Origin of the sequence: Vagococcus luciliae, assembly GCF_024637875.1 — a bacterium.
Taxonomy (GTDB): Bacteria; Bacillota; Bacilli; order Lactobacillales; family Vagococcaceae; genus Vagococcus; species Vagococcus luciliae.
Genome location: NZ_CP102451.1, coordinates 1,851,696 through 1,876,309, shown reverse-complemented (window position 1 = coordinate 1,876,309; position 24,614 = coordinate 1,851,696). Strand labels below are relative to the sequence as shown.

The 24,614-nt window shown below is 32.9% G+C and carries 28 protein-coding genes and 1 pseudogene; 22 read left to right on the top strand and 7 right to left on the bottom strand.

The genetic code is table 11. The annotated features are described in order from the left end of the window. Window positions 1-10 precede the first annotated feature (10 nt). On the top strand, window positions 11-643 hold the full coding sequence (locus G314FT_RS09140) for a helix-turn-helix transcriptional regulator (protein ID WP_079345118.1): 633 nt from the start codon (window positions 11-13) through the stop codon (window positions 641-643). Beyond that, window positions 630-1,460: a pyruvate, water dikinase regulatory protein gene (locus G314FT_RS09135; protein ID WP_257700866.1), complete on the top strand. Its 831-nt coding sequence runs from the start codon at window positions 630-632 to the stop codon at window positions 1,458-1,460. The genes G314FT_RS09140 and G314FT_RS09135 overlap by 14 nt, the downstream gene beginning before the upstream one ends. Window positions 1,461-1,499: 39 nt before the next feature. Here the strand turns inward: G314FT_RS09135 and G314FT_RS09130 are convergent, their stop codons facing one another. Next, entirely contained in the window at window positions 1,500-2,189 is a 690-nt protein-coding gene (locus G314FT_RS09130; RefSeq protein WP_257700865.1) for an alpha/beta fold hydrolase, read from the bottom strand. 21 nt (window positions 2,190-2,210) lie between these two features. Further along, entirely contained in the window at window positions 2,211-3,023 is an 813-nt protein-coding gene (locus G314FT_RS09125; protein WP_257700864.1) for an NUDIX hydrolase, read from the bottom strand. 184 nt (window positions 3,024-3,207) lie between these two features. Between G314FT_RS09125 and G314FT_RS09120 the strand changes: the two genes are divergently transcribed. From G314FT_RS09120 to folP, 11 genes are all read left to right on the top strand, one after another. Continuing rightward, a complete protein-coding gene (locus tag G314FT_RS09120; protein WP_257700863.1) occupies window positions 3,208-3,519 on the top strand; it encodes a rhodanese-like domain-containing protein in 312 nt (103 codons plus the stop codon). A gap of 1 nt (window position 3,520) precedes the next feature. Continuing rightward, the gene (locus G314FT_RS09115) at window positions 3,521-5,161 is read left to right on the top strand and encodes an FAD-dependent oxidoreductase (RefSeq protein WP_257700862.1); all 1,641 of its coding nucleotides are present in this window, start codon (window positions 3,521-3,523) and stop codon (window positions 5,159-5,161) included. Window positions 5,162-5,180: 19 nt separating this feature from the next. Beyond that, window positions 5,181-5,441 carry a metal-sensitive transcriptional regulator gene (locus tag G314FT_RS09110; protein ID WP_071456657.1) on the top strand — a complete coding sequence of 87 codons (261 nt, stop codon included), beginning with the start codon at window positions 5,181-5,183 and terminating at the stop codon, window positions 5,439-5,441. 190 nt (window positions 5,442-5,631) lie between these two features. Beyond that, window positions 5,632-6,828, top strand: coding sequence for a serine hydrolase (locus G314FT_RS09105; protein ID WP_257700861.1), 1,197 nt, complete (start codon window positions 5,632-5,634; stop codon window positions 6,826-6,828). A 698-nt stretch (window positions 6,829-7,526) separates the two neighbouring features. Beyond that, window positions 7,527-8,129: a hypothetical protein gene (locus G314FT_RS09100; protein WP_257700860.1), complete on the top strand. Its 603-nt coding sequence runs from the start codon at window positions 7,527-7,529 to the stop codon at window positions 8,127-8,129. A gap of 2 nt (window positions 8,130-8,131) precedes the next feature. Continuing rightward, the gene (locus tag G314FT_RS09095) at window positions 8,132-8,257 is read left to right on the top strand and encodes a hypothetical protein (RefSeq protein WP_257700859.1); all 126 of its coding nucleotides are present in this window, start codon (window positions 8,132-8,134) and stop codon (window positions 8,255-8,257) included. 165 nt (window positions 8,258-8,422) lie between these two features. Then, on the top strand, window positions 8,423-8,785 hold the full coding sequence (gene folB, locus G314FT_RS09090; RefSeq protein ID WP_257700858.1) for a dihydroneopterin aldolase: 363 nt from the start codon (window positions 8,423-8,425) through the stop codon (window positions 8,783-8,785). Window position 8,786: 1 nt separating this feature from the next. Next, on the top strand, window positions 8,787-9,275 hold the full coding sequence (gene folK, locus G314FT_RS09085) for a 2-amino-4-hydroxy-6-hydroxymethyldihydropteridine diphosphokinase (protein WP_257700856.1): 489 nt from the start codon (window positions 8,787-8,789) through the stop codon (window positions 9,273-9,275). 1 nt (window position 9,276) lies between these two features. Beyond that, entirely contained in the window at window positions 9,277-9,840 is a 564-nt protein-coding gene (gene folE, locus G314FT_RS09080; protein WP_257700855.1) for a GTP cyclohydrolase I FolE, read from the top strand. A 2-nt stretch (window positions 9,841-9,842) separates the two neighbouring features. Continuing rightward, window positions 9,843-10,418 (top strand): non-canonical purine NTP pyrophosphatase, encoded by a 576-nt coding sequence (locus tag G314FT_RS09075; protein ID WP_257700848.1) that lies wholly within the window; start codon window positions 9,843-9,845, stop codon window positions 10,416-10,418. Then, window positions 10,411-11,187 carry a dihydropteroate synthase gene (gene folP / locus G314FT_RS09070; protein ID WP_257700846.1) on the top strand — a complete coding sequence of 259 codons (777 nt, stop codon included), beginning with the start codon at window positions 10,411-10,413 and terminating at the stop codon, window positions 11,185-11,187. The genes G314FT_RS09075 and folP overlap by 8 nt, the downstream gene beginning before the upstream one ends. Window positions 11,188-11,226: 39 nt before the next feature. Here the strand turns inward: folP and G314FT_RS09065 are convergent, their stop codons facing one another. Then, entirely contained in the window at window positions 11,227-12,234 is a 1,008-nt protein-coding gene (locus G314FT_RS09065) for a helix-turn-helix transcriptional regulator (protein ID WP_257700844.1), read from the bottom strand. Between the two features lie 13 nt (window positions 12,235-12,247). Next, a complete protein-coding gene (locus tag G314FT_RS09060; protein ID WP_257700843.1) occupies window positions 12,248-12,820 on the bottom strand; it encodes a hypothetical protein in 573 nt (190 codons plus the stop codon). A 393-nt stretch (window positions 12,821-13,213) separates the two neighbouring features. Between G314FT_RS09060 and G314FT_RS09055 the strand changes: the two genes are divergently transcribed. Then, window positions 13,214-14,239, top strand: a complete 1,026-nt coding sequence (locus G314FT_RS09055; protein ID WP_257700842.1) for a threonine aldolase family protein — start codon at window positions 13,214-13,216, stop codon at window positions 14,237-14,239. Window positions 14,240-14,515: 276 nt separating this feature from the next. Here G314FT_RS09055 and G314FT_RS10560 read toward each other — a convergent pair whose 3' ends face one another. Further along, complete coding sequence (locus tag G314FT_RS10560; protein WP_423837503.1) at window positions 14,516-14,671, bottom strand: AraC family transcriptional regulator; 156 nt, start codon at window positions 14,669-14,671, stop codon at window positions 14,516-14,518. A 75-nt stretch (window positions 14,672-14,746) separates the two neighbouring features. Between G314FT_RS10560 and G314FT_RS09050 the strand changes: the two are divergent. Further along, window positions 14,747-15,250, top strand: a pseudogene (locus G314FT_RS09050) (GNAT family N-acetyltransferase). Window positions 15,251-15,376: 126 nt separating this feature from the next. Here the strand turns inward: G314FT_RS09050 and G314FT_RS09045 are convergent. Continuing rightward, window positions 15,377-15,574 (bottom strand): hypothetical protein, encoded by a 198-nt coding sequence (locus G314FT_RS09045; RefSeq protein WP_257700840.1) that lies wholly within the window; start codon window positions 15,572-15,574, stop codon window positions 15,377-15,379. 101 nt (window positions 15,575-15,675) lie between these two features. Between G314FT_RS09045 and rbsR the strand changes: the two genes are divergently transcribed. The 7 genes from rbsR (at window position 15,676) to G314FT_RS09010 (ending at window position 23,331) form a co-directional block, all read left to right on the top strand. Continuing rightward, window positions 15,676-16,668, top strand: a complete 993-nt coding sequence (rbsR, locus tag G314FT_RS09040) for a ribose utilization transcriptional repressor RbsR (protein WP_257700838.1) — start codon at window positions 15,676-15,678, stop codon at window positions 16,666-16,668. Window positions 16,669-16,761: 93 nt separating this feature from the next. Further along, complete coding sequence (gene rbsK, locus G314FT_RS09035) at window positions 16,762-17,676, top strand: ribokinase (protein WP_257700831.1); 915 nt, start codon at window positions 16,762-16,764, stop codon at window positions 17,674-17,676. After that, window positions 17,676-18,071 (top strand): D-ribose pyranase, encoded by a 396-nt coding sequence (gene rbsD / locus G314FT_RS09030; RefSeq protein ID WP_242094325.1) that lies wholly within the window; start codon window positions 17,676-17,678, stop codon window positions 18,069-18,071. Before rbsK ends, rbsD begins: the two co-directional genes overlap by 1 nt. Window positions 18,072-18,102: 31 nt before the next feature. After that, window positions 18,103-18,981 (top strand): ribose/proton symporter RbsU, encoded by an 879-nt coding sequence (gene rbsU / locus G314FT_RS09025; RefSeq protein WP_257700821.1) that lies wholly within the window; start codon window positions 18,103-18,105, stop codon window positions 18,979-18,981. Between the two features lie 132 nt (window positions 18,982-19,113). Beyond that, window positions 19,114-19,482 (top strand): VanZ family protein, encoded by a 369-nt coding sequence (locus G314FT_RS09020; protein WP_257700820.1) that lies wholly within the window; start codon window positions 19,114-19,116, stop codon window positions 19,480-19,482. Window positions 19,483-20,189: 707 nt separating this feature from the next. Next, entirely contained in the window at window positions 20,190-22,133 is a 1,944-nt protein-coding gene (locus tag G314FT_RS09015; RefSeq protein ID WP_257700819.1) for a LysM peptidoglycan-binding domain-containing protein, read from the top strand. Between the two features lie 481 nt (window positions 22,134-22,614). Beyond that, window positions 22,615-23,331 carry an epoxyqueuosine reductase QueH gene (locus G314FT_RS09010; protein WP_257700809.1) on the top strand — a complete coding sequence of 239 codons (717 nt, stop codon included), beginning with the start codon at window positions 22,615-22,617 and terminating at the stop codon, window positions 23,329-23,331. A 42-nt stretch (window positions 23,332-23,373) separates the two neighbouring features. Here G314FT_RS09010 and G314FT_RS09005 read toward each other — a convergent pair whose 3' ends face one another. Further along, window positions 23,374-24,558: an iron-containing alcohol dehydrogenase gene (locus G314FT_RS09005; protein ID WP_257700807.1), complete on the bottom strand. Its 1,185-nt coding sequence runs from the start codon at window positions 24,556-24,558 to the stop codon at window positions 23,374-23,376. Between the last annotated feature and the right edge of the window lie 56 nt (window positions 24,559-24,614).

The window sequence follows — 24,614 nt, the reverse complement described above, 5'->3', positions numbered from 1 at the left end:
AGGTGTCTTTGTGGAACTAAGCGAGCGACAAAAAAAGATTATCGAGATTGTCAAAACGAATGAGCCGATTAGTGGAGATAAAATCGCAGAACAATTAGGATTAACTAAACCAACATTAAGAAGTGATTTAGCTGTTTTAACGATGACTGGTATTCTTGATGCCAGACCAAAAGTAGGCTATATCTATTCAGGATTACCATTTGATCCATTATTACAGGAACATTTATTTGATGTTCAAGTAGATGAAGTCATGTCAAATCCTGTCATTATCTATCCTCATACAACAATTAAAGATGCTACCACATCCCTATTTATGTATGATTGTGGGTCACTTTATGTCATTGATGAAGAATCAAAGGACTTAATCGGTTTAGTGTCACGAAAAGATTTATTACGAAGCTTGTTAAATAATCAAGATTTGGATTTAGCGATTGCGATTATTATGACTCGTATGCCTAATCTCGTGGTTACTTACCCAGATATGACTATTTTAGAGGCAGGTAGTTTATTGAGCGCCCATGAAATTGATTCACTACCCGTATTAAGTCGAGAAACCAATCAAGTCGTTGGTAAATTATCAAAAACCAAAGTGGTGCAGCACTTTATTAAGTTAGGGAGAGAACTAAAACATGAACAACTTTAGAGAGAGTAAATTTAAACAACTACAACTATTTGTTATATCAGATTCAATTGGAGAAACAGCTCAGCGCATTATAAATGCAGTATTAGCACAGTTCCCAAAACTTGAAAACTATGATATTAAAAAGTTTCCCTTTGTGGATTCGAAAGAAGTGTTAATGCAAATATTAGCTGATGCTTTAAACGAAAAAGCGATTGTGGTGACAACACTAGTTGATAGTGAATTAAATAAAGTCTGTGCCGATTTTGCTAAAAGTACAGGACTTGAGTATGTTGATTACATGACAGAATTAATGACAAAAGTGTCACACAGAACACATATGGAACCAACTCATGAGAGTGGCTCACTTTATTTAATGGATCAGGAGTATTTCAAACGAATTGAAGCCATTGAATTTGCTGTGAGATATGATGATGGGAAAGATCCAAAAGGGTTTAGAAAAGCAGACTTAGTGATTTTAGGGATTTCACGTACATCTAAAACACCACTAAGTATGTATTTAGCTAATCGTTCGGTCAAAGTCGCCAACTTACCATTGATACCAGAAGTACCAATCCCCAAAGAATTATTCCAGTTGAACAATGTGCCAGTGATAGGCTTAACAGCTAGTCCAGAGTATATTATGCGTGTGAGACAATCACGTTTAGATTCACTTGGTTTAAATGGCAGTTCGTCTTATGTCTCCCTAGACAGAATAAAAGAAGAGCTGAGTTTTGCTCATGATTTATATGATTCTTTAGGGGCAATTGTGATAAACGTTGAAAATCGATCAATTGAAGAATCAGCTCAACTAATTGAAGAAGCTTATAAACATAATTAAAAAATTCGTGATACGCAGTTGCTAGCGTATCACGAATTTTTATATAAACGAGTTAATTTCTTTATTTACTAGAAGAGGTCTAGTTTTTAAAATAGAATGTCCAGTTTTATCTAATACAACCATTTTAGCTTGTTTTAATGAGTCAATAAAGGGAGCCATTTTGTTTAAATCGATAATATCTCTATCACCAAAAATAAATAAAATCGGCATTTTTAATTTTTCACGATAATTAGTTGTCAGAGGAAGATTTTTCATGGCTAAACGTAATACCCTAGCTCCTTTTTTTAAACGTAATAATTGTTCGCTAACAGCATGTAGGGAGCGATAAAGGAGTTGCTTACTCTTTTTTAATTGATCAAATCTTATATTTGGAGAAATCAGTACCATCTTTGAAATACGTTCAGGATAATAGTTAGCAAAAGATAATGCAATATTGGCCCCATCACTAAAACCAACCATTGTCGTCTTTTCAATTTGTTCATTATCCAATATGGCTAGAATATCTGAAAAAATAGAAGGAAAATCAAGTTGATTACTTTCATTAGTCGATTTTCCATGGTCTCTAGTGTCCATTAAAATGAGTTGATGGTCTTTTTGAAAGGCATCAACTTGTTTTTGAAAGGCATGATGAGAGCCACTGTTTCCATGAATGAAAAAGATTGGTGAGCCATGACCTAAAATTTTGTAAAAAATATGGCTACCATCAGCAGATGAAACAATTTTTTCCATAAGAGATTCCTCCGTAATCAATTAAGATTTTAATTCATAAATTTTTGAAGGACGACCAACACCGGTTGCACGTTCTCCAATTTCAGTAAAGTAAGGTAACATTGCTTTTTTAAAGTTTGAATGATCAATATCTTTAAAATTGACACCTAAAAATTTAGCATAGACTTTTCTTGCCTCACTAATTGTAAAATCTTTTCCTAAAACACGCAAGACTTGAGGTTCATGGTACATTTTATTGCATACACGGTTAAAGGCTTTAATAATAATTTTGGCATGGTCAAAGGCTAGTGAATTCTCTCCAATTGATTCACCAGTATCTAAATTAACACAAATGTTTGCATCAAGATGATTGGTAAGGTATAACAAATTTCCCTCACGTGTTAAATCGAACCAAGATGCTTTTGCAGCTTCATCTCCTGCAACAAGAGGTTCTTCTCCAATAAAAGCTAAATAACTGACTGTAATCACCCATCCACGTGGATCGCGTCCAGGAGTACTAAAGGTATGAAGTTGTTCTACGTGTTCACGGGTAATTGTGACGTTGGTTTCTTCTTTTGTTTCTCTAATGCAACTGTCTGCTGTTGCTTCTCCAGGAATAACAAATCCTCCAGGAAGAGCCCACGAGTTTTTGAAAGGGTGAGTACTACGTTTTATGAGCAGTACTTTTAAGGCATCTTGTTCTTTATTGTAACAAAATATCACATTATCAACTGTGACAGATGGCATATCTTGTGTTGGAAAATGTTGCTGTTTATACCAATGTAAATATTCTTTTTCACTAACTTGTGTTTCATAGTAGTGCTGTTCTGTTGTTTTTTTGTCGAAAGTCGACATATCCTAATTACCTCTCTTTATATACTTACTAATCTGTTTCTATTTTATCAGATTCAAACCAATTTGAAAGCTATTTACATTGAAATAGGTAAAAAATACATTAAAAAAGTGAGCAGATTACTTTTCTTTTTATAGGGTAGGGGGTATATTGGTTGTGTAAGACGCAAATATCTAGGAGGAATATATGTTTTTATTTAAGAAAGTGCCAAGTATTTCAGCACAAGAATTACAAGAAAAGTTGAAAAAACCGATTGAATTAATAGATGTGAGAAGTCCAGAAGAATTTGCTCAAGGGCATATACCTAAAGCAAAAAATGTTCCATTGGATACGATTCAACAATATAAACCAAAAGGAAAAACAGTTTATGTGGTTTGTGCATCAGGTCCTAGAAGTAAACGTGCCACACAATATCTAGTTAGTCAAAAGTATGATGCCTACAATATTGAAGGTGGCATGATGATGTGGAATGGAACATTGAAAGTGGGGTATAAGTAATATGAGAACAATTATTGTGGGTGGCGTTGCTGGAGGAATGTCTGCAGCAACAAGATTAAGACGTTTAGATGAAGAGATGGACATTGTGATTATTGAAAAAGGCCCTTATGTATCATTTGCTAATTGTGGATTGCCATACTATGTTTCTGGTGAAATTAGCAATCGTGAGGATTTATTAGTTCAAACTCCTGAAAAATTAAAAGCTAGATTTAATTTGGATGTCAAAGTTGAAACAGAAGTGATTTCAGTTGATGCAGATAAAAAAGAAGTGACACTGTTACATAATGGCCAAGAGGAAGTAATGAGCTATGATAAATTAGTTCTCTCACCAGGAGCAAAACCATTTATTCCACCATTAGACGGCATCAATGATGCAACAAACTTATTTACATTAAGAAATGTCCCTGACGTTGATCAAGTAATGAATTACTTAGACAATCATAAGCCTAAAAATGCCGTTGTTATCGGAGCTGGATTTATCGGCTTAGAGATGGCAGAAAATTTAGTTCATCGTGGATTAGAAGTGACCATTATTGAGATGGCACCACACGTTTTACCAACAGTTGATGCTGAAATGGCTTCGTTTATTACGAACGAGTTGCGTGATAAAGGGGTGAAAGTTCTAACTAGCCAAGGTGTTGTAGCAATGGAAAATAACGGACAAACACTTGTATTAAATACTGGTGAAAAAATAGGAACTGATTTAATCTTGATGTCAGTTGGCGTTCGCCCAGAAAATGGATTAGCTGAATCTGCTGGTATTGAGTTGGGTATGCGTGGGGGTATCTTAGTTAATGATTCTTATGAAACAAATGTTAAAGATATTTATGCAGTAGGTGATGCGATTATCGTTAAAAATCAAATTAATGATGAAGACGCCATGATTGCACTAGCTTCACCTGCCAATCGTCAAGGTCGTCAAGTGGCAGATGTGATTGCTGGTATGCCACGTAAAAATAGAGGCAGTATTGGAACAGCCATTGTTCGAGTATTTGAGCAAACAATAGCGTCAACTGGTTTAACAGAAAAACAAGTAAAAGATTTAGGCTATAAGTATCATGTGGTTCATGTTGATGGAAAAAACCACGCAGGATATTACCCTGGTGCTAGTATGATTTTCTTAAAGTTGATATTTAATCCAACAACAGGTAAAATTTATGGTGCACAGGCTGTTGGAAAAGATGGAGCCGATAAACGTATTGACGTTTTAGCAACAGCTATTAAAGGTGGTTTGACTGTTGAAGATTTACCAGAATTAGAATTAACTTATGCCCCACCATTTGGTTCGGCAAAAGATATTGTGAATATGGTTGGGTATGCCGCATTAAACATTATTGAACATTTAGCCGAAAATATTCAATTAACTGAATTAGAACAAGTGAAAGCGTCAGGGGCAATGTTAGTCGATGTCAGAACACCAGAAGAGTTTGCGCAAGGAACGATTGATGGGTTTATTAATATTCCGCTTAATGATATTCGTCAACGTGCAAACGAATTACCAAAAGACAAAGAAATTATTTTAATCTGTCAAAGTGGACAAAGAAGTTACATCGCACAACGTATGCTTGCACAAATGGGTTATGACGTGAAAAACTTAGATGGATCATATCTGCTGTATAAGGCGATTAATGGAATTTCATAAATAATAAGGAGTGGTCACAATGGAAGACACAAAAAGAAAAGTTAGTAATCGTTTGAAGCGTTCGGAAGGACAAATTAGGGGAGTTCTTAAAATGTTAGATGAGGACAAGAGTTGTCGTGACATTGTGGTTCAGCTATCCGCTATCCGCTCAAGCATTGATAGAGCAATTGGTGTCGTTGTGGCTGAAAATTTGATTGATTGTATCGAAGAAGAATCAATCACTCAAGAAGACCGTGATGAAAAAATCAAAGAAGCCATTGATTTAGTCATTAAAAAATAAAAGATTGAACCAACTATTTGTATTGACGGATAGTTGGTTTTTTTATTCTAAAAACTGAAAGAAAAAGCATCTAAATGCGTTATCTTTATAAATAGATGACTTATTTTTAATAGAAAGTAGATAAATAGAAAATGAATGTGCTATCATGATTGAGTGGATATTATTATACAAATAGTTGGGGGAGTATTGATTGAAAAAAAGGATTGTTATTTTAGTGGGGATGTTAGTCGTGTTAGGGATGGTTACAAGGTTTTCAGTAAAATTAGTGAAAGGTGTCAATGCATCTAAAAAAACAGTAGCAGTAAGCAAATCAAGTGCTGAAAAGACAATTTCAATTAAAACAAATGAAGCAAAAGAGATAAGTAACAAAGAAAAGAAAAGCATATTTGATGAGGAACAGGTTGTATCAGATCATATTTATCCTTTGACAGATTTAACAACACAACAAGTTAGTGAAGATAAATTACCGAAAGGGACAGTCGTAAATGTCAAACCAGTTAAAGGTGACACTGATTGGGTCGAAATAGTCAGTGACCCGCCTAAAGGTTTTATTGAAGCAAAATATTTATCGCATCGTAGTGAGTATATTGACAAGCGAGAAAAGAAAAGAGTCAAAAAGTTAAAACCAAAAGCTTTAACCAAACAGCTTGACCAAGCCATCGACAATTTTTTAGCTCAAAATGGTGGCGATGTTAGCGTGTATCTTGAAACTGTCAATCATGATTATTCTTATAGTTATGATGGGGATAAAGTGAGACGAACAGCTAGTAGTATTAAGTTACCATTTATTGCCTACTTGATGACGTTAGCTGATGAAGGAAAAATAGATTTAGACACAAAGTTAACTTATACAGCGAATTTTAAAATTGATGGCACTGGGATTATTCAATTTGAACCAATCGGCACACAGTATACGATTAAACAGTTGGCTGAATTAGTTATCAGATACAGTGATAACGTGGCTTATTTAATGCTTTTGAATGACATAGGGGAACCGAATTTTGTTCAATTTTTAGCAGAACTAGATCCTCAATCACCAAATAACCGTGTGTTTTCAACGCCACGAATTTTAACTAAAGCCATGGAATATGTATACGAAGAAAAAGATTCTAATAAAAATATAAAGCTACTTTACGAGTGGATACAAAATAGCACATTTGATGATGGTGTGGATGTTGGTTTACCTGGAGTTGATGTGGCGCATAAAACAGGTTGGATGCCAATGTATACAGTCAGTAATGACATTGCCTTAGTGAAAGATAAAAAACAACCGTACTTTATCACCATCATGACAAGCGGATATGACAGTTCATACAGTGAGCAGTCTATCTCTGATTTGTCTGCGATAATTGATGATTACATGTTGCAATTAGATTTATCGAACTAATCGTTTTACCTTATCTAGAAGGAATGATTCTTTTAGATAAGGTTTTTTTCTGGTTTTATGGATAAAAGCACCAAGGAACAAATGACTAGATATTGTGTTTGTTTGATTATACAAACACAATACCTAGTGTTTGATTATTGACTTTTTTTATTTTCAATATATACTGATCATGTACATAGGTTTTATGTATGAATTTTAATCTGTTACAACAAAAAAACTAATGAATCGGCAAATTCATTAGTTTGGCATTATATACTAAAGAGTAGTATACAAATATATTTATTACATTCAACATATCAAATATGGTACTCAAAAGCAAGATTTTTAATATGTGTAAAAGTATATATTGCCTCTGTCGTTCTAAATAAAGGGGGAAATATAGTGAGAAAAAATACATAGTTATCCTTTAAAAATTCAGTAAAAGTCTAATTTTAAAAGGAGGAAATATTATTAATAAGTGTAAATTAAGCAATATTGATGTTCTGTATTCTTTAGAGGATATTGAAAAATTTGAAATAACGGATGATAGATTAAGAAACTTAGTTTGTCCTAATTGTAATTGCCCATTAACTTACTATCCAGCAGGTATAAAAAAAGCTTATTTAAAAAGGCGTAATGGGTCGAAGCACTTAGATACATGTGAGTATTATCGTAATGAAACAAATGAAGAATTATTAGTTCATTCAGATGGATTAATAATGTATAAGATGAATACCAAAGAAAAAAGAGATAGAGCGTTACAAGCTAGGAAAAAACTTTTTGAAAATGAACAAAGTAAGCAAATAAAGACTAAAAATATAAAAAGAATTACTTCAAAAAAATCATCAGATACATTAACAGATTCAAGATTAAAGATACAACTTGTAAGAGATGCTAATTTAGTTGAAGCAAATGTAACTAAGGAAATGGTAAAAGGAAGAATCCGTATTCCACGTAAACTAGTTAGTGATATCAATGAAAGATCTGTCGGTAAAACTATGAATGCCATAGGTTTTTTATCAGATATAGTAATTTTAAAAGAAAAAGTAACTCTGATTTTGGAGCATAAGGGATTTTATTTGAAAGTATTTTTAACTGAATCTTTTTTTACTAAAGTATCAGAGAATTACTTAGATTATTTAAAAATTTTAAGACAGAGTATTAAAACTAAAACTGCATCAATAGATGTAGTAGTATCAGGAGATTTAATCTTAGACAAAGATGGTCTGTATCTAGCTGTTTATGAAGATGATGATTTGTACTTCAAAGGAATGAGAACAGTTCAACTAGCTATAAATATTATTCAGAAGGAAGGTATGTAAAGATGGTTAGGCATAGAGGTGGAAAAGTCGGCAAAGCTGGTAAAACTTTATCATCAAAAAAAAGTAATACAATATCAAAAACAAAAGCTGCTAAAATTCTTAAAAAACATCAAGATTCTAAGCACTAAGAAAAAAGTATATTAAATTTTTTCATTTGTTAAAACCTTATCTCAACAAAATCAGGTTGTTGATAAGGTTTTTTTCTGGTTTTATACCAAAAATGACTCTTTTTTGACAGTTTTATGTATAATAGCACTAAGGATTGCCAATACTATATTTGTAAGGAGATCATTATGGGAAAAGTTAGAATTAATAACATGCTAGTTTATACGTATAACGGTGTAATGGGAGAAGAAAAAGTACTAGGACAAAAACTAGAATTAGATATAGAGTTGACGTTACCGCTAGAAAAAGCAGGTAAAACAGATGATTTACATCAAACTATTAGCTATGCTGATGTGTATACAGATGTCAAAACAGCGTTGGAATCTAAATCATTTGATTTGATAGAAGCTGTTACTTACCATGTGCTAGATATATTAGGTGAAAAATATGGTGATATGCTTGAGCATGCTATAGTTAGAACGAGAAAATATCATGTCCCAATTGCCGGTTTTTTTGATAATGTCGAAATAGAAATGGAAAGAGATTATTAATATGGAAACCTATTTGGCACTTGGAAGTAATATGGGGGATTCACTTCATTATCTAAAACAAGCAGTGGAACAGTTGAATCAACATAGTGAGATTAGTGTTTTAAGTAAGTCAGACATATATGAAACAGATCCATATGGTGATGTACCACAGGATGATTATTTAAATACTGTCATAAAAATTGAAACAACATTGTCTCCACATGAGTTATTAAAAACGGTGAATGACATCGAAGCAAAATTAGATAGAGAGCGATTGATTCGTTGGGGACCAAGGACGATAGATATTGACATTGTGTTAATGGGCGATTTAGAAATTGAAACACCTGATTTAATTATTCCACACAAAGAATTGACGAAACGTTCTTTTGTATTGATTCCTTTAAAAGATATTTATACTAAAGAGATGCTTAAAGGAAAGACACTTGAAGAGTGGATTGAATTATCGGGAAATGCTGATAAGGTCAGACAGACAAATGAAAGTTGGGATTAGGATGGAACAAGACAAACAATGGCTGATTGAAGAAGCTGTGAAAACGATTTTGACAGCGATTGGAGAAGACGTTAATCGTGATGGGTTAAAAGAAACACCAAAACGTGTCGCAAAAATGTATGCCGAAGTGTTTTCTTCAGTTCAAGAAAAAGAATTTACAAACTATAAAGTCTTTCCAAGTTTAAATGAAAATGACATGGTTTTGGTTAAAGATATTGAGTTTTATTCAATGTGTGAGCATCACTTATTGCCATTCTTTGGAAAAGCGCATGTTGCCTATATTCCAAGCGATAATAAAGTATTGGGGCTAAGTAAGGTGGCTCGAATGGTTGAATTTTGTGCGAAACGACCAAATGTTCAAGAAGATTTAACGATTCAAATTGCCAACTTAATCAATGAAAAAGTTAAAATAAAAGGCGTTGCCGTATCGATTGAAGCAGAGCATATGTGTATGGCTATGCGTGGCGTAAAAGCTCGCGGTAGTGTGACGAAAACATTTCATTATCAAGGTGTGTTTAAAGAAGATAAGGATGTTAAAAACGACTTTTTACGAGCGTTAGACTAGTCATGCAGTTAATTATAGCTAGTAATAATAAAAATAAAATACGCGAATTACAACAGGCATTTCCAAGTGAAACGATAGAATCCTATACGGCATATAGTGAACCAATTGATGTCGTGGAAAATGGTAAAACCTATGTAGAAAATGCGTTGATTAAGGCTAAGGAGATTGCGACGATCATTCAAAAACCTGTCATGGGAGATGATGGGGGATTAGAATTGTGTGCTTTTCCTGATAAGTTGGGGATTCAGACATCACGTTTTTTTGAAAAGGGATTAACAGACAGGCAAATGAACGAGCAATTATTGAATTTATTAGAACACGAAAGTGACAGACGATTTAAATTGCACGCTAGTTTAGTTTTATATAACCTTGAATATAAACCAGTGATTGTTGAAAAAACATTATCCGGGATTGTATCAGACACTATTTATGAAGGTGGCGGATATGGGTTTGATTCGATTTTAATTCCAACTGGGTACACTCAGACTCTCTCACTACTCAGCGATAAGAAACGTAATGAACTTAGCCCAAGAAACCAGGCATTTAATGAATTAATATGGAGGCGTGAACATGTTTAAAGATAAACCAATTATGGGGATACTAAATGTGACACCAGACTCATTTTCTGATGGTGGTGACTATACAGATGTTGAAATAGCCGTGGAACATGCAAAAGAGATGATTGAAAATGGTGTTGATATTATTGATATTGGAGGACAATCAACTCGTCCGGGCTATATTGAGATAAGTTTTACGGAAGAGATGGAACGTGTAGTACCTGTTATTCAGGCTATTCGCACGTTTAGCAACGTTCTAATCTCAATTGACACCTATTTCCCAGAAGTAGCAAAAGCAGCCTTAGAAGCAGGTGCAGACATAGTTAATGATGTTAAAGGAATGGATGAACCAGGAATGGTAGAAATAGTAGCTAAATATCAGGTACCTGTTATTATTATGCATTCACGCCCTAGACAAGAAGGATTATCCATTTTTGAAGATTTAGCACAATTTTATCAAGAAAAAATTAATTTGTGTCAAGTACATAATATTTCTAAAGAAAACATTTGTTTTGACCCAGGGATTGGGTTTCATAAGTCAATGGAAGATAATGAATTGATTTTATCTTTTCCAGAAAAATGTCGTTATAAAGAGTATCCATTACTTTATGGTGTGTCAAGAAAAAGAACGATAGCTCATTTAATCAATGAAGATAAACCCAAAGAACGAGATTTTGGATCAGTTACTGCTTCACTTTTTTCTCTAGAAAAAGGAGTAGAAGTGGTTAGAGTCCATAATGTCAAAGGAATGAGCGATACGTTAACAGTTTGGAATAAATTAAAACAATAAATAAAAAAGACAAATCTATGATAATGATAGATTTGTCTTTTATTTAGTGGTTGTAATATCATAATAAGATAGTGTCTGTTTCATATTATCAATTAAATATTTTTGTATATATTTTGGTGAAATTACTTTAACATGAGCACCTTGTTCTAATAACCACATTTTTACACCATAGCCATTATTAGCAGGGATTTCAATGCGGAGACTCCCATCTTTATTGACTTGTTTTATGACAGAATGAGGGAATCTATCTAGAACATAAGCAGGTTCGTAATAAAAGTCGATAATTAACGTAATAGGATCACCAAAAAAAGGAAGAGCTGTTTGATTTCTTAAAATACCTCCTTGAAATCGATTGGTGTATTCAACTGGTTGATGTTCATTTAAAATTTTTATTTGTTTCATATTATTAATACGAAATTTATTTAATGCTTCAAAATCAGTATCATCTTTGGCGGTATGTTTAGCAGAAACCATGAAAAAATAAAGATCAGAAAAGTAAATATCTAGAGGCACTCGTGTGAAAATTTTTGTTTCACCATTTTTAGTATAAGAAAATTCGACTTTTTGTTGATTTAACATGGCTTTTAATAATAAGGTTAGGGATGGATAAATAGTTGATTCTGGAACGCCTTCATAATAAAATCGTTCATTAGCCAATAATTTATCCATGGTGTGCTTATTTTCAACGTTATCAAATAATTTATAGTAGATCGTTTTTAAGTCATTTTCGTGAAAACCCCGGCTAGCAAATAATACTTTAAAAATCATAAACAGTTCTTGATCAGTCATATAAGAGTTCTCTTTAAAAGCAGTTAGTTGATAGAAGCCACGTTTTTTGCGATCTAATTCTCCAATTTGTCTAAAAGGTGAAAATTTCGATGCTGGTAAACTGGCATTTATTTTATGTAACAGCTCATCTATGATTGCCATATCTCGTTGAATAGTGCTACCATTTTTTTGAAATTCTGCCATTAAATCAGCTTTAGATAGCCTATTTCCTTGTAGGAGTCGAATAAAAATTATTAAGATTCTTTCCTGACTAGACATATAACTCTTCACCTCACCAGTTAATTTTTCTTATATATTTTTTTAACGGAGCTAGGTTGACTAAATATGTAATGAGTAAACATGAAATGACTTTATCACCAACTAAATCAATAAAAGTACTAAAGTACACAGATGAAAAATAAGTAAAACCTGAGTGATTAAACATGATAAAAAATAAATCACTAACAGATTTTTGCATTCCTTTAAATCCACCATACAAAAGAATTCGAATAGGCGTGCTAAAAAAAGCACCCACAATAGCGATGGTAATTCCGGCTAGGATAGCTTTTTTATAAGAATGAATAAATGATTTGAAAAAGTGTGAAACGATTGCAATGGATAAGCTAACTAACATAAAAGGTAAGGCAAGTGGTCCATGGATGACAGATAATAAACAATGAGTGCCAATAGCTGTGAGTAGACCGTATTTTAATTTGAAATGTGATGAAATAAAAATTGTTCCAATGGAATCTAGAAATAAAAAAGGAACCCCAGAAAAAGTGATAATAGAACCTAATACCGTATTTGTAGCAATTGCTGTTGCTAAGTAGGCTATTTGTTTTGTTGAACGTCGTGTGTTAATCATTTTCAATTCTCCTTTTTTATGTCATTATATTATATAACATAATAATAAACATATAATGAACTATATATTTGTTTACCACATATTGTTGGCGTTGTAAATACAAAAAAGTTGTTTAAAATCAACAAAAAACAATTTTTTATAAAAAAAGATAGTATAATGTATCTATATCTAATATTTATCATCCTTTTTTTAGTATTGTTTTAGAAAATTATTTGACTTAATGTGTTAAATAACTTAATATACTATTAATATTTATCAGAATTTTTTTATGTTTGTTTTTTTAAAATAAAAAAATAAGAAAATAATTATTTTGATAAAAAATAGATAAAAAAACCGTATATTATTAAATATAAAAATAAAAAAGTTTGATAAAAAACGACTGGAGGTATTTGGATGATATCATTTGCGAATGATTATCTTGAGGGAGCTCATGAAAAAGTATTACAACGTTTAATAGAAACAAATATGGAACAGGAACATGGTTATGGCTCTGATTCCTTCACAAAACAAGCAATCGAAAATATAAAAGAAGTGATAGAGTGTCAAGATGCCTCCGTTCGTTTTTTAGTAGGTGGAACACAAACAAATCAAATAGTGATTGATGCATTGTTGAATAAGTTTGAAGGTGTTTTAGCACCTGAGACTGGTCATATTAATGTAAGAGAAGCTGGTGCCATTGAATATAGTGGTCATAAGGTATTGACGTTACCATCAGTAAATGGAAAGATATCTGCTCATTCTGTTAAAGAGTATCTAGAAGTCTTTAATGCAGATGAGACTAAAGAACATATGGTTTTACCTGGTATGGTCTATATTTCTTTTCCAACAGAATATGGGACTCTTTATACATATGAAGAGTTAGAAGATTTATCAAGAGTTTGCCATGACAATCAGTTGCCATTATTTATTGATGGGGCACGACTAGGATATGGTTTGGTTAGTGAAAAATCAGAGGTAACAATTCAAGATATCGCTCGATTCTCGGATGTGTTTTATATCGGTGGAACAAAAATTGGTGCGTTATGTGGCGAAGCAGTTGTGTTTACTAAAAATAATGAACCAAAACACTTTATTTCTACTGTAAAACAACATGGTGCACTGCTTGCAAAAGGACGATTATTAGGGGTTCAGTTTTTGGAGCTATTTACAAATAATTTATATTTTGATATTAGTCAACATGCCGTTGCTATGTCTTTAAAAATAAAGCAGGCTTTTTTAGACAGAGGTTACGAGTTATTTTTTGATTCTCCTACGAATCAACAATTTATTATTATGACAAATGATCAAGTAGACAAATTAAAACAGCATGTGTCTTTTGCAATATGGGAAAAATATGATAATGATCGTATGGTTGTTAGATTTGCAACAAGTTGGGGCACATTAGAAAAAAATGTAGATGAGTTAATAAGTTACTTATAAATAAAAATTGTGAGGTGATCAAAATCACCTCACAATTTTTATTTAACTGAACCTCCGTATATACAGCCTCTGTAAAAAATACTTACTATTTATAAAATATGATATATTTATATTAAGTAGCTAAAGGAAATTATAATCCATGAAATAATCTACGAGAAAAACTAATCAAGTTATTCATGAAGTGAAAAAGTTGTTATAGGAAAAATATGATTGATAGGTAGATTGGTATATTTTAAGAGCATAGAAGCTTGTATTAAACGTTGTTGTTGGATATAGTCATACAGAGATAGCCTTGTTTCTTTTTTTAAATAACCGATAAAAATGATAACTTGAGTACCCAATGTAGTCAGAAATTATAGTAAGTGTTAAGTCTTTATTTAAGTGTTGTTGAATATAGGAAATCGCTCGTTTGATGTAGTGGGAGTAAGTCATTAATATGACCTCCTTTTCTAGTAAAAATGTATCATAGGTAAATGAAAAAATTTGACCAATCTTGCTAAAAGTGTGATGGGAGTGAAGTATATGGAAAAATCACAAAATTTAATTTTAATTGAACACACTATAATGGAAACTAAAAGATGTCTATTAAGAAAAATTACACTATTAGATATAGAGGATATGTATGATTATCGTTCAGATGAATCCGTGACAAAATATACAAGGTTTACAACGCATAAGTCAAAAGAAGAGACAAGGGAAGTCATTGCTAATAGTTTTATTCCTGAGAGACTAACTAAATGGGGAATAGAATTAAAACAAACAAAAAAATTAATAGGAACAATTGATTAGCTAACGATAAATAAAGATTCAGCTACACTAGGCTATGCATTGTCAAAAGAGTATTGGGGAAAAGGTATTATGCCTGAAGTTGCTCAAAGTATGATGCAACTAGCCTTTGAAGATTTGAAGTTAAAAGTTGTTTATGCTACAAATCATAAGGATAATATTAGCTCAGGGAAAGTTATGCAAAAAAATTGGAATGAAACCTTGGGGCAAAGATTATTATTTTAATTTTAAAGAAGAACCTTTAGTGGAGATTGTAAAATACGGGATGACGTATGAAGAATACATTAACATGAGTTATCCTAAAAAATAATTTGACAAAAAAAGCATTTACTAATGAGTAAATGCTACTATCTACTGTTTAACTTTACATGTAGTTGTTCTATTTAAAATATACACAATAAGAAACCATATGATACCAATGATTTGGATCATACCACCGATTTTAAAAGCCATTTGACTGTATGACGTATCATTAAATAATGTCATAATGATTAGTGAAGTAGCAATTAATATTTTTGATGGCAAACTTTTTTTACAATGACATCCCATTAAAAAATCTCCTTAAATTTATATACTATAAAGGGTATCATATTTTAAGGTATAATAACAATTATATTGATTAATTAGCTTAAAGATAAAGGAAGAATAGCATGACCAAAAAGAAGATTACAATAAAAGATGTAGCAAAACAATCAGGAGTATCCATCACGACAGTGTCTCAAATTTTAAATGGAAAGTATCGTCAATTTCATCCTGATACGGTGAAAAAAGTTTTTAAAGCAAGAGATGATCTGGGGTATGCTCCAGATTACTTTGCTAGACGAATGGTGATGAAAAAAAGCCAGACAATTGGAATTATTGTACCAGATATCACCAATCCTTTTTTCGCTACTTTAGTAAAAGGAATAGAAGAGGTGTTATTTAAATCTGATTTTATGAGTATTCTATGTAATGTTGATACAGATGATGAGAAGGGCATTAAAGCATTGGAAGCGTTAAATCACCGAGGAGTAGATGGTCTAATTGTCGCAAGTTCTGGGGTATCTATGGGTGAACTAGTTAAACAAGAAGCTTTAAAGAATATCCCAGTTATTGAGCTAGATAGGCAATCAACGAGTCAGATAAAAGACTCTATAAAGACAGATGATTATTTAGGTGGGAAATTGGTAGCTAATCTTTTAAATAATTTGGAGCACCATATTGTTGCTGTACTATTTCCAGAATCATCTAGCCAAAATATTTTAAAACGATTAGAAGGATTTTCAGCTAATTTTTTGGGCGATGTTATTTATTTTGCGACGGATTTAACAAAATCAAGTGGAAAAAAACGAGTATCAGATATTTTACTCACGGAGGCAACGGCTATTTTTGCGGCAAATGACGAAATAGCCTTTGGTGTCTATGCAGGGTTAAGTGATTGTGGCAAAAAAATACCAGAAGATTACAGCGTAGTAGGTTACGATGATATAGAAATGAGTTCATACATTTATCCGCCATTGACAACTGTATCACAGCCTATTTTTGAACTCGGTCAAAAGACAGCTAACACATTAATTCAACGCATAGAGCATCCTGAAATGGATGAGACTGAAATAGTTTTACCCGTTCAATTAATTCAAAGATTATCGGTAGCACACACTTGAAAACTGTTTCAAAGTGTGCTATATTTTTTTCGAAGGTAAAATTAAAACGTTTTACTAAAACGTTTTAATAAGAAAAAATAGGAGGAACGTATAATGAATCATGTTACTGTTATTGGAAGTATTAATCTAGATACAACGTTAAGAGTTAAAGAAATGCCTAAACCTGGTGAAACCATTCATGCGATTGAACATTTTACTGCAGGTGGTGGTAAAGGAGCCAATCAAGGAGTAGCCAGTAAACGATCTGGAGCTAACACTAGTTTTATTGGTGCTATTGGTAATGATGCAGCAGGCAAAGTCATGTTTGAATTGCTTGAAGGTGAGGAAATAAATGTATCAGGTATTAAAACAATTGATAATGAATCAACAGGTCAAGCATTTATAACGGTTGACGAATCTGGAGAAAATAGTATTATGATTTATGCAGGTGCAAATAATCATGTTACTGAAAATTTAGTGGAAGATTACAAACAAGTAATTGAGAGCAGCGATTTTTTAATTGCACAGTTTGAAAGTGCTATCAGCGGGACGCTCAGAGCTTTTCAACTGGCAAAAGAAGCAGGAGTTAAAACGATTTTAAATCCAGCACCAGCAGTCAAACATATTTCTGATGAACTTCTTAAGTTGACAGATATCATTGTTCCAAATGAAACAGAAACAGAATTAATTACTGGAATCTCTTTAGATGATGACCAATCAATTGAATTAGCTGCAAAAAAATTACAAGAACTAGGTGTTGAGTTAGTAATTATCACGTTAGGAAGTCGTGGTGCCTACTATAATTTTGGCGATCAATCAGGTTTTGTGTCAGCTTATAAGGTAAAAGCAGTTGATACAACAGCAGCAGGGGATACTTTTATAGGAGCATTTGCTAGTCGATTAGAAAAAGATTTTTCTAATATCGAAGAAGCAATTGATTATGGAAATAAAGCATCATCCCTAACCGTGCAACGCTATGGAGCACAGCCATCAATACCTTTTGAAAATGAAATAAAGGAGATAAAATAATGAAAAAGTCAGCGGTTATTAATAGTGATATATCAAGAGTTATTTCGAAAATGGGTCATTTCGATTTATTAAGTATTGGAGATGCTGGTATGCCAGTCCCATTTGGAACAGAAAAGATTGATTTAGCCGTTACAAATGGCATCCCTAGTTTTCTTGACGTTTTGGATAATGTATTAGAAGAATTGGAAGTTCAAAAGATTTATTTGGCAGAGGAGATAAAAGAGGCTAATCCAGCTATTTTAAAACGTATTGAAGAACGTTTTACTGATACGCCGATTGAATTTATCCCACATAGTAACATGAAACAAAAATTGAACGAGACACATGCGTTTATTCGAACTGGTGAAATGACACCTTATGCGAATATCTTACTTGAAAGTGGCGTAACATTTTAATTAGAAATTTTATCAGGAGGATTTTGTAAATATGACAGCTTTACTAATAGGGTTAGGACCATTACTAGGTTGGGGATTATACCCAACTATTGCCTCAAAAATTGGTGGCAAACCAGTTAATCAAATTGTTGGGTCAACACTTGGAACATTAATTTTTGCCATCATTTTATTTTTTGCTAATGATTTAACACTGCCAACTGGCATGGATTTGACATTAGGTATCGTATCAGGTATTGGTTGGGCAAGTGCACAAATTTTAACATTTAAGTCATTTGAATTAGTTGGTTCATCAAGAGCTATGCCTATCACAACAGCATTTCAATTAATTGTCGCTTCTTTATGGGGAGTGGTCCATTTAGGAAACTGGCCAACAATAACGGATAAATTGATAGGTGCTTTAGCTCTTGTATTAATTATCATTGGTGCAAGGTTTACAGTGTGGTCTGAAAAAAAAGACAGTGCTAATTCTAATAACATTAAGAAAGCTGTGATTATTTTAGCAGTTGGTGAAATTGGTTATTGGTTATACTCAGCAGCACCACAAGAAACAAGTATCACAGGAATGAATGCTTTCTTACCTCAAGCTATAGGTATGGTCCTTGTCGCTATTCTTTATAGTATTATGGTAGCTATAAAAGAAAAAGAAAATGCATTGACTCAGGTAGTATCTTATAAACAAATTATTTCAGGATTTTTCTTTGCTTTTGCAGCTTTAACATATTTAATATCAGCTCAGCCTAATATGAATGGATTAGCAACAGGATTCATATTATCCCAAACATCTGTTGTATTAGCGACTTTAACAGGTATTTGGTTCTTAGGACAAAAGAAAACATCAAAAGAGATGAAAATAACAATTGTTGGGCTTATCCTCATTTTATTAGCGGCAACATTAACAGTTATTGTATAATTAGTTTTAAGGCCTTCTTCGTGAAGGTCTTTTTTCATGTTTATCAGTTAACATTAATTAAGACTTTGGAATGATTCACTTTCTATTAACAACCTTTATAATAAGTTTAGATAGATGATTAGGAGTGGAAATATGAGAGATAGTAAAAAGGAAAAAGTTTTATTTATAGGATATATTGTTAGTTTAATTTGGATATTATTATTTAAGTTTTCGTTATCATTTGATGACTTGATTGTTCAATTTAATAATCAGTCACGAAGTATTAACTTGATTCCTTTTAAAGAATCAGCCATAGTTAACCAAAGAACAGATTTATCAGAAATCATTAACAATGTCATTATTTTCATGCCTTTTGGTGGATTATTAGGAATTAATCTCTTTATAAAGAAATTATTTATTGAAAGTCAAATAATGAAGTATAAACATAAAAATGAATACAGGCATTCCAAAAATAGGTATTACAAAGTAAAACATAGCTTCATTTGTACCAACAATACCTGAGAAAAATAAAATTAAGTATAAGCTAATCAACAGCCCAATTATTTAACCATCAATCTTCTTTTTGTTATCTCTTTAATCTTAAAAGAAATAAACGAGGTAAGAAATGTGATAAATACCAAAATATAAGCTAGAAGCTGATTGTCATCGATATTTAATCCCACTATATGACCAGTAGCAAATATTAAAGAAGATAACCAAATTAGATTATAGAGTATTGTTAAAAAAATAATTTGAGAATATTCTGATTTCATATAATAACCTTCATTCCATTATATTTTTATCTACATTAACGCATTTAATAGTAAAAGAACATAAATAACTTAATGTTATTTTTTTTATGCTTAATTATAAACAATTTTATTGTATTATTAAACGAAAAAATTTAGATTTTCTAGACAAATTTAATTTCATATTTCCCTGACTTTCTCTTTTTTATTTTAAAAAATATACGTAACATACTTAAACGATTTGAGGATGATGTGATTCCAAACAGTTTGGCTTTCTCCCTTTTTAACCGTGCTGATTAATACTTATAACCTGATTGGGTACAATTAAAAAGGTGTCAGCGTGTTTTTATTAGTCTAAATTTAGATGACGTTTTTTATTTCAATTTAAAGTCAATTACTAAGTGTAATTGCACACATTTTTTAAATATGTTAAAATATTAACGTCTTATGTCTAACTAAAAACCAAAAAGGAGAAATGAAATGAATAAAACTTTGAAAAAAATACTATTCAGTTCAACTGTTTTAACAAGTGTTTTAATAGCTGGTAACGCAAAAACAGTAAATGCTTCAACTAACGAAGAATGGAGAGCTCGTTCAGTAGAAGAAATAAAAGAAAGTATAAAACAAAATATCGATGTTTATACAATAATTAAGGGAGATACTTTGTCTGCTATTTCAGAAGCTTCAGGTATAACAATAGACGACTTAGTAGCATGGAACAACATTGCAAATCGTGATTTAATTTATGCTGGAAATACATTGATATTCCATGCGAATGGTACAGTAACAGATACAAACGGTAATAGCTTTACATTATCAGAAGAATCAAAAGCTGGTCGTGCCGAAGTAAAAGCACAAACTCAAGCATCAAATGTTCAAACTCAAGAAAAAGAAACAGTAAATCAAGCTGTTAACCAACAAGCAACACAAGGTAACACAAATCAAACAACAGACCAAAAACCAGCACAAGATACTGGTGTAGAACAAAGTGTAACACCATCTAAACCAGGAAATTCTGGAGTTGGTAACGACACTGAAAAACCTGTTGTTCCAGTATTACCTGTAAATCCAGTTGTACCTGAAACACCTGAACAACCAGAAAAACCTGAATTACCAGTAACACCAGAATTACCAGAAGTACCTGGTGCAGGTGGTGAAACTGGTGGAGAAACTGAGAAACCAGAACAACCTGGTACAGGTGGCGAAACTGGTGGAGAAATTGAAAAACCAGAACAACCTGGTACAGGTGGAGAAACTGGTGGAGAAACTGAGAAACCAGAACAACCTGGTACAGGTGGTGAAACTGGTGGAGAAACTGAGAAACCAGAACAACCTGGTACAGGTGGCGAAACTAGTGGAGAAACTGAAAAACCAGAACAACCTGGTACAGGTGGTGAAACTGGTGGAAACACAGAAAATCCAGTTTGGGTTCCAGAACAAGTCATTCCAGAAGAAGGTCACTGGGAAGATGGTGTGAAAGAAGTTTGGGTTCCAAACATTGTAACCATTGTTGACAAACCAGCTTACACTGAAACAATGACTTACACTTTAATCAGATTTAATGATGATGGTGCTGAATTCAAAATCACAGCTCATATTAGCACACCAGAAGGGCAAGCTCAAGCGGACTTAGTTGATGCACATCAAGAAATGTTAATGGACCAAGGGTTCTTTGGAAGTTACACAACTAGAGATGTAACAGAAGAAGTAACACATCCAGCAGTAACTCACACTGAGGACCATGGACATTATGAAAATGTTCCAGACCCAGACAATCCAGTTTGGGTAGTAGACAAACCAGAACAAGTTATTCCTGGACATTGGTCAGACCAACCTGGTGACGGTAGCGAGACTGAAAAACCAGAAAACCCAGAACAACCTGGTACAGGTGGCGAAACTGGTGGAGAAACTGAAAACCCAGAACAACCTGGTACAGGTGGAGAAACTGGTGGAGAAACTGAAAATCCAGAACAACCTGGTACAGGTGGCGAAACTGGTGGAAACACAGAAAATCCAGTTTGGGTTCCAGAACAAGTCATTCCAGAAGAAGGTCACTGGGAAGATGGTGTGAAAGAAGTTTGGGTTCCAAACATTGTCACAATTGTTGACAAACCAGCTTACACTGAAACAATGACTTACACTTTAATCACATTCGCTGCTGACGGTAAACAATTCAAACTTACAGCTCATATTGATACGCCAGAAGGTCAAGCTCAATATGAAGAAGTATTAGACCATTCAGACTGGTTAGATGAACAAGGTTTACCAAATAACTATTCAACACAAGACATTACTGATACAATCACACATCCAGCAGTAACTCACACTGAGGACCATGGACATTATGAAAATGTTCCAGACCCAGACAATCCAGTTTGGGTTGTTGACGTTCCAGAACAAGTCATCCCAGGACATTGGGCATAAGCTAAATAAAAACTTTTATACCGTTTTGAAGCTGACCTATTAAAATGAGACAATAATAAAATTCAATATGCGATTACTTTTTTTCAATAACCAATGGGAGAAAAGTAGTCGTATTTTTGTATAATATGTGATTTATTATATGATTAATTTTTATTTTGAATATGAAATTTACCCATATTTTCTGACATCGAGTTACTTATTCGCTTCGTTTTACGTGGGATAGCCTGTCCATTTAACCATAAAATTACATTTTCGTTTAGCTTTATTTTGTATGAATTAAACGGGATATTTCTATATATTACCTCTAGGAATCAACTCTCTTATCAAACGGCGATTTTTTTTGTCGAGATAGTGAAATGCTGAAAAGAGTTCTTTCTGACAACAAGAATGGATATGACTTTCCACACATCACTCATATAGCAACAGAACGTGTCATTTTGTTATAATAAAATAAAACAGATGTAATAAAGGAGCATTAACAATGGACTCATTGGAGATTATCAACAGTCTAAAAAATCAAACGATTAATTATGACAGTGTGTTACTTAAATTAATAAAAAAATGGCAAGAGGAATCGTTTCGCCCGAAGATTTTACTCCATAGTTGTTGTGCACCTTGTAGCACTTATACATTAGAATTTTTAACAGATTATGCTGATGTCACGATTTATTTTGCAAATTCCAATATATATCCTGAAAGTGAGTATAAGAGACGAGCCCACGTTCAAAAAGAATTTATTGAACAATTTAATGACAAGAATGATAAACAGGTCGAGTTTATAGAAGCCGAGTATGAGCCGAATGTTTTTATTCAGATGATGACTAAAAATGGATTAGCAAATGAGCCTGAGGGTGGTGCACGTTGTACAAGTTGTTTTCAAATGAGATTAGACTTAGTAGCAGAAGCAGCACATAATGGAGGATTTGATTACTTTGGGAGCGCCTTAACGATTTCACCGAAAAAAGATGCTCAGCTGATTAATACAATTGGTTTGGATGTTCAAAAGATATATGATGTGGCCTATTTACCAAGTGACTTCAAAAAAAGAGGTGGTTACCAGCGATCAATATCTATGTGCAAAGATTATGATATCTATCGTCAATGTTATTGTGGGTGTGTATTTGCTGCTAAAAAGCAAGGTATTGATTTAAAAACAATCAATAAAGAAGCAAAACACTATTTAAAAGAAATTGAATAATAAAAAGCATTTCTCAAGAAAAAAGAGAAATGCTTTTTTGCTTTAAAATGTCATAGGTACTAACGAGTTTGTGTAAATAGTTAATACATCATCAGCACTAAGTGGCACATAGGCTTTTGTGCTGATATTTGAATGCTTCACTGATTGTTCAGCCATTTCATTTAAGAGTGAGTCATCTATACCGACTTCTGGTAGAGTCATTGGAACGCCCCATTTAACAAAAGTATCATAAGTTTGTTTAATGGCTTCTTTTGCTGTGATGTATAGGTCTTCATTTAGCTCTAGATCAAACACACGGTGTCCATATAAAGCGAAACGTTCGACTGTGTCATCGTTTAAGACGTGTTCCATCCATCTTGGTGTTAAGATAGCTAAACCAATACCATGAGTGATATCATAGTAAGCACTTAACTCATGTTCCATTGGGTGACATGACCAAACGCCATTTTTTCCATTTCCAGTCAATCCATTAAGTGCTAAAGAGCTTGCCCACATTAAATTAGCGCGAGCTTCATAGTTTGTTGGCTCTGTTAAAGCTGTTGGCGTGTAATGTAACACTGTTCTCATTAAACCTTCAGCAATACCGTCTTGAACCATGGTATCTGGTGTTTGATTAAAATAATTTTCAATTAAATGACTAAAAATATCTGCTGAACCAGCCATTGTTTGATAGGTTGGAACAGAGAATGTGTAAGTTGGATCTAAAATTGATACTTTGGGTGTGACCAGACGTGTATGGAAACTTAGTTTTTCTTTTGTTTCTTCATTTGTAATAACTGATCCCCAGTTCATTTCTGAACCTGTTGCGGCAATCGTTAATATTGTCACAATAGGTAAAGCTTTTGTTAACTTAATCCCGTCGTTAACAACGAAGTCCCAAGGGTTTCCGTCGTAGAATACACCTGCAGCAATTGCTTTGGAGCAATCAATTGTCGAACCTCCTCCAACAGATAAAATGACATCAACATTATTTTCTTTACAAAGGTCAACACCTTTTATAACAGTACTAAGTCTAGGATTTGGCTCGATGCCACCTAATTCAATGATTTTAGTGTCTGTTCCAATTAAGCGATAAATATCATCGTATAATCCACTTCGCTTAATACTACCACCACCGTAAGTCAATAATACAGTTTTTCCATATTGCTTTAATACATTTGGTAATTGGTTAATTTGATTTTTTCCAAATAAAATGTTGGTTGGTGCGTGAAAATCAAAATTATTCATCATTATTCCCCATTTCTATTATGATATTGTCTTATTTTTGGAAAGATTTGTCAATA

Excerpts from the sequence above, each read along its gene's own strand:
- G314FT_RS09060 (WP_257700843.1), bottom strand. The coding sequence starts at position 12,820 with ATGATTAACACACGACGTTCAACAAAACAAATAGCCTACTTAGCAACA.
- G314FT_RS09065 (WP_257700844.1), bottom strand. The coding sequence starts at position 12,234 with ATGTCTAGTCAGGAAAGAATCTTAATAATTTTTATTCGACTCCTACAA.
- G314FT_RS10560 (WP_423837503.1), bottom strand. The coding sequence starts at position 14,671 with ATGACTTACTCCCACTACATCAAACGAGCGATTTCCTATATTCAACAA.
- G314FT_RS09120 (WP_257700863.1), top strand. The coding sequence starts at position 3,208 with ATGTTTTTATTTAAGAAAGTGCCAAGTATTTCAGCACAAGAATTACAA.
- rbsU (WP_257700821.1), top strand. The coding sequence starts at position 18,103 with ATGACAGCTTTACTAATAGGGTTAGGACCATTACTAGGTTGGGGATTA.
- G314FT_RS09100 (WP_257700860.1), top strand. The coding sequence starts at position 7,527 with ATGTATAAGATGAATACCAAAGAAAAAAGAGATAGAGCGTTACAAGCT.
- G314FT_RS09125 (WP_257700864.1), bottom strand. The coding sequence starts at position 3,023 with ATGTCGACTTTCGACAAAAAAACAACAGAACAGCACTACTATGAAACA.
- G314FT_RS09115 (WP_257700862.1), top strand. The coding sequence starts at position 3,521 with ATGAGAACAATTATTGTGGGTGGCGTTGCTGGAGGAATGTCTGCAGCA.
- G314FT_RS09010 (WP_257700809.1), top strand. The coding sequence starts at position 22,615 with ATGGACTCATTGGAGATTATCAACAGTCTAAAAAATCAAACGATTAAT.
- folE (WP_257700855.1), top strand. The coding sequence starts at position 9,277 with ATGGAACAAGACAAACAATGGCTGATTGAAGAAGCTGTGAAAACGATT.
- G314FT_RS09045 (WP_257700840.1), bottom strand. The coding sequence starts at position 15,574 with ATGGGATGTCATTGTAAAAAAAGTTTGCCATCAAAAATATTAATTGCT.
- G314FT_RS09095 (WP_257700859.1), top strand. The coding sequence starts at position 8,132 with ATGGTTAGGCATAGAGGTGGAAAAGTCGGCAAAGCTGGTAAAACTTTA.
- G314FT_RS09130 (WP_257700865.1), bottom strand. The coding sequence starts at position 2,189 with ATGGAAAAAATTGTTTCATCTGCTGATGGTAGCCATATTTTTTACAAA.
- G314FT_RS09015 (WP_257700819.1), top strand. The coding sequence starts at position 20,190 with ATGAATAAAACTTTGAAAAAAATACTATTCAGTTCAACTGTTTTAACA.
- G314FT_RS09055 (WP_257700842.1), top strand. The coding sequence starts at position 13,214 with ATGATATCATTTGCGAATGATTATCTTGAGGGAGCTCATGAAAAAGTA.
- folP (WP_257700846.1), top strand. The coding sequence starts at position 10,411 with ATGTTTAAAGATAAACCAATTATGGGGATACTAAATGTGACACCAGAC.
- rbsR (WP_257700838.1), top strand. The coding sequence starts at position 15,676 with ATGACCAAAAAGAAGATTACAATAAAAGATGTAGCAAAACAATCAGGA.
- folB (WP_257700858.1), top strand. The coding sequence starts at position 8,423 with ATGGGAAAAGTTAGAATTAATAACATGCTAGTTTATACGTATAACGGT.
- rbsD (WP_242094325.1), top strand. The coding sequence starts at position 17,676 with ATGAAAAAGTCAGCGGTTATTAATAGTGATATATCAAGAGTTATTTCG.
- G314FT_RS09020 (WP_257700820.1), top strand. The coding sequence starts at position 19,114 with ATGAGAGATAGTAAAAAGGAAAAAGTTTTATTTATAGGATATATTGTT.
- G314FT_RS09005 (WP_257700807.1), bottom strand. The coding sequence starts at position 24,558 with ATGAATAATTTTGATTTTCACGCACCAACCAACATTTTATTTGGAAAA.
- G314FT_RS09075 (WP_257700848.1), top strand. The coding sequence starts at position 9,843 with ATGCAGTTAATTATAGCTAGTAATAATAAAAATAAAATACGCGAATTA.
- folK (WP_257700856.1), top strand. The coding sequence starts at position 8,787 with ATGGAAACCTATTTGGCACTTGGAAGTAATATGGGGGATTCACTTCAT.
- rbsK (WP_257700831.1), top strand. The coding sequence starts at position 16,762 with ATGAATCATGTTACTGTTATTGGAAGTATTAATCTAGATACAACGTTA.
- G314FT_RS09110 (WP_071456657.1), top strand. The coding sequence starts at position 5,181 with ATGGAAGACACAAAAAGAAAAGTTAGTAATCGTTTGAAGCGTTCGGAA.
- G314FT_RS09135 (WP_257700866.1), top strand. The coding sequence starts at position 630 with ATGAACAACTTTAGAGAGAGTAAATTTAAACAACTACAACTATTTGTT.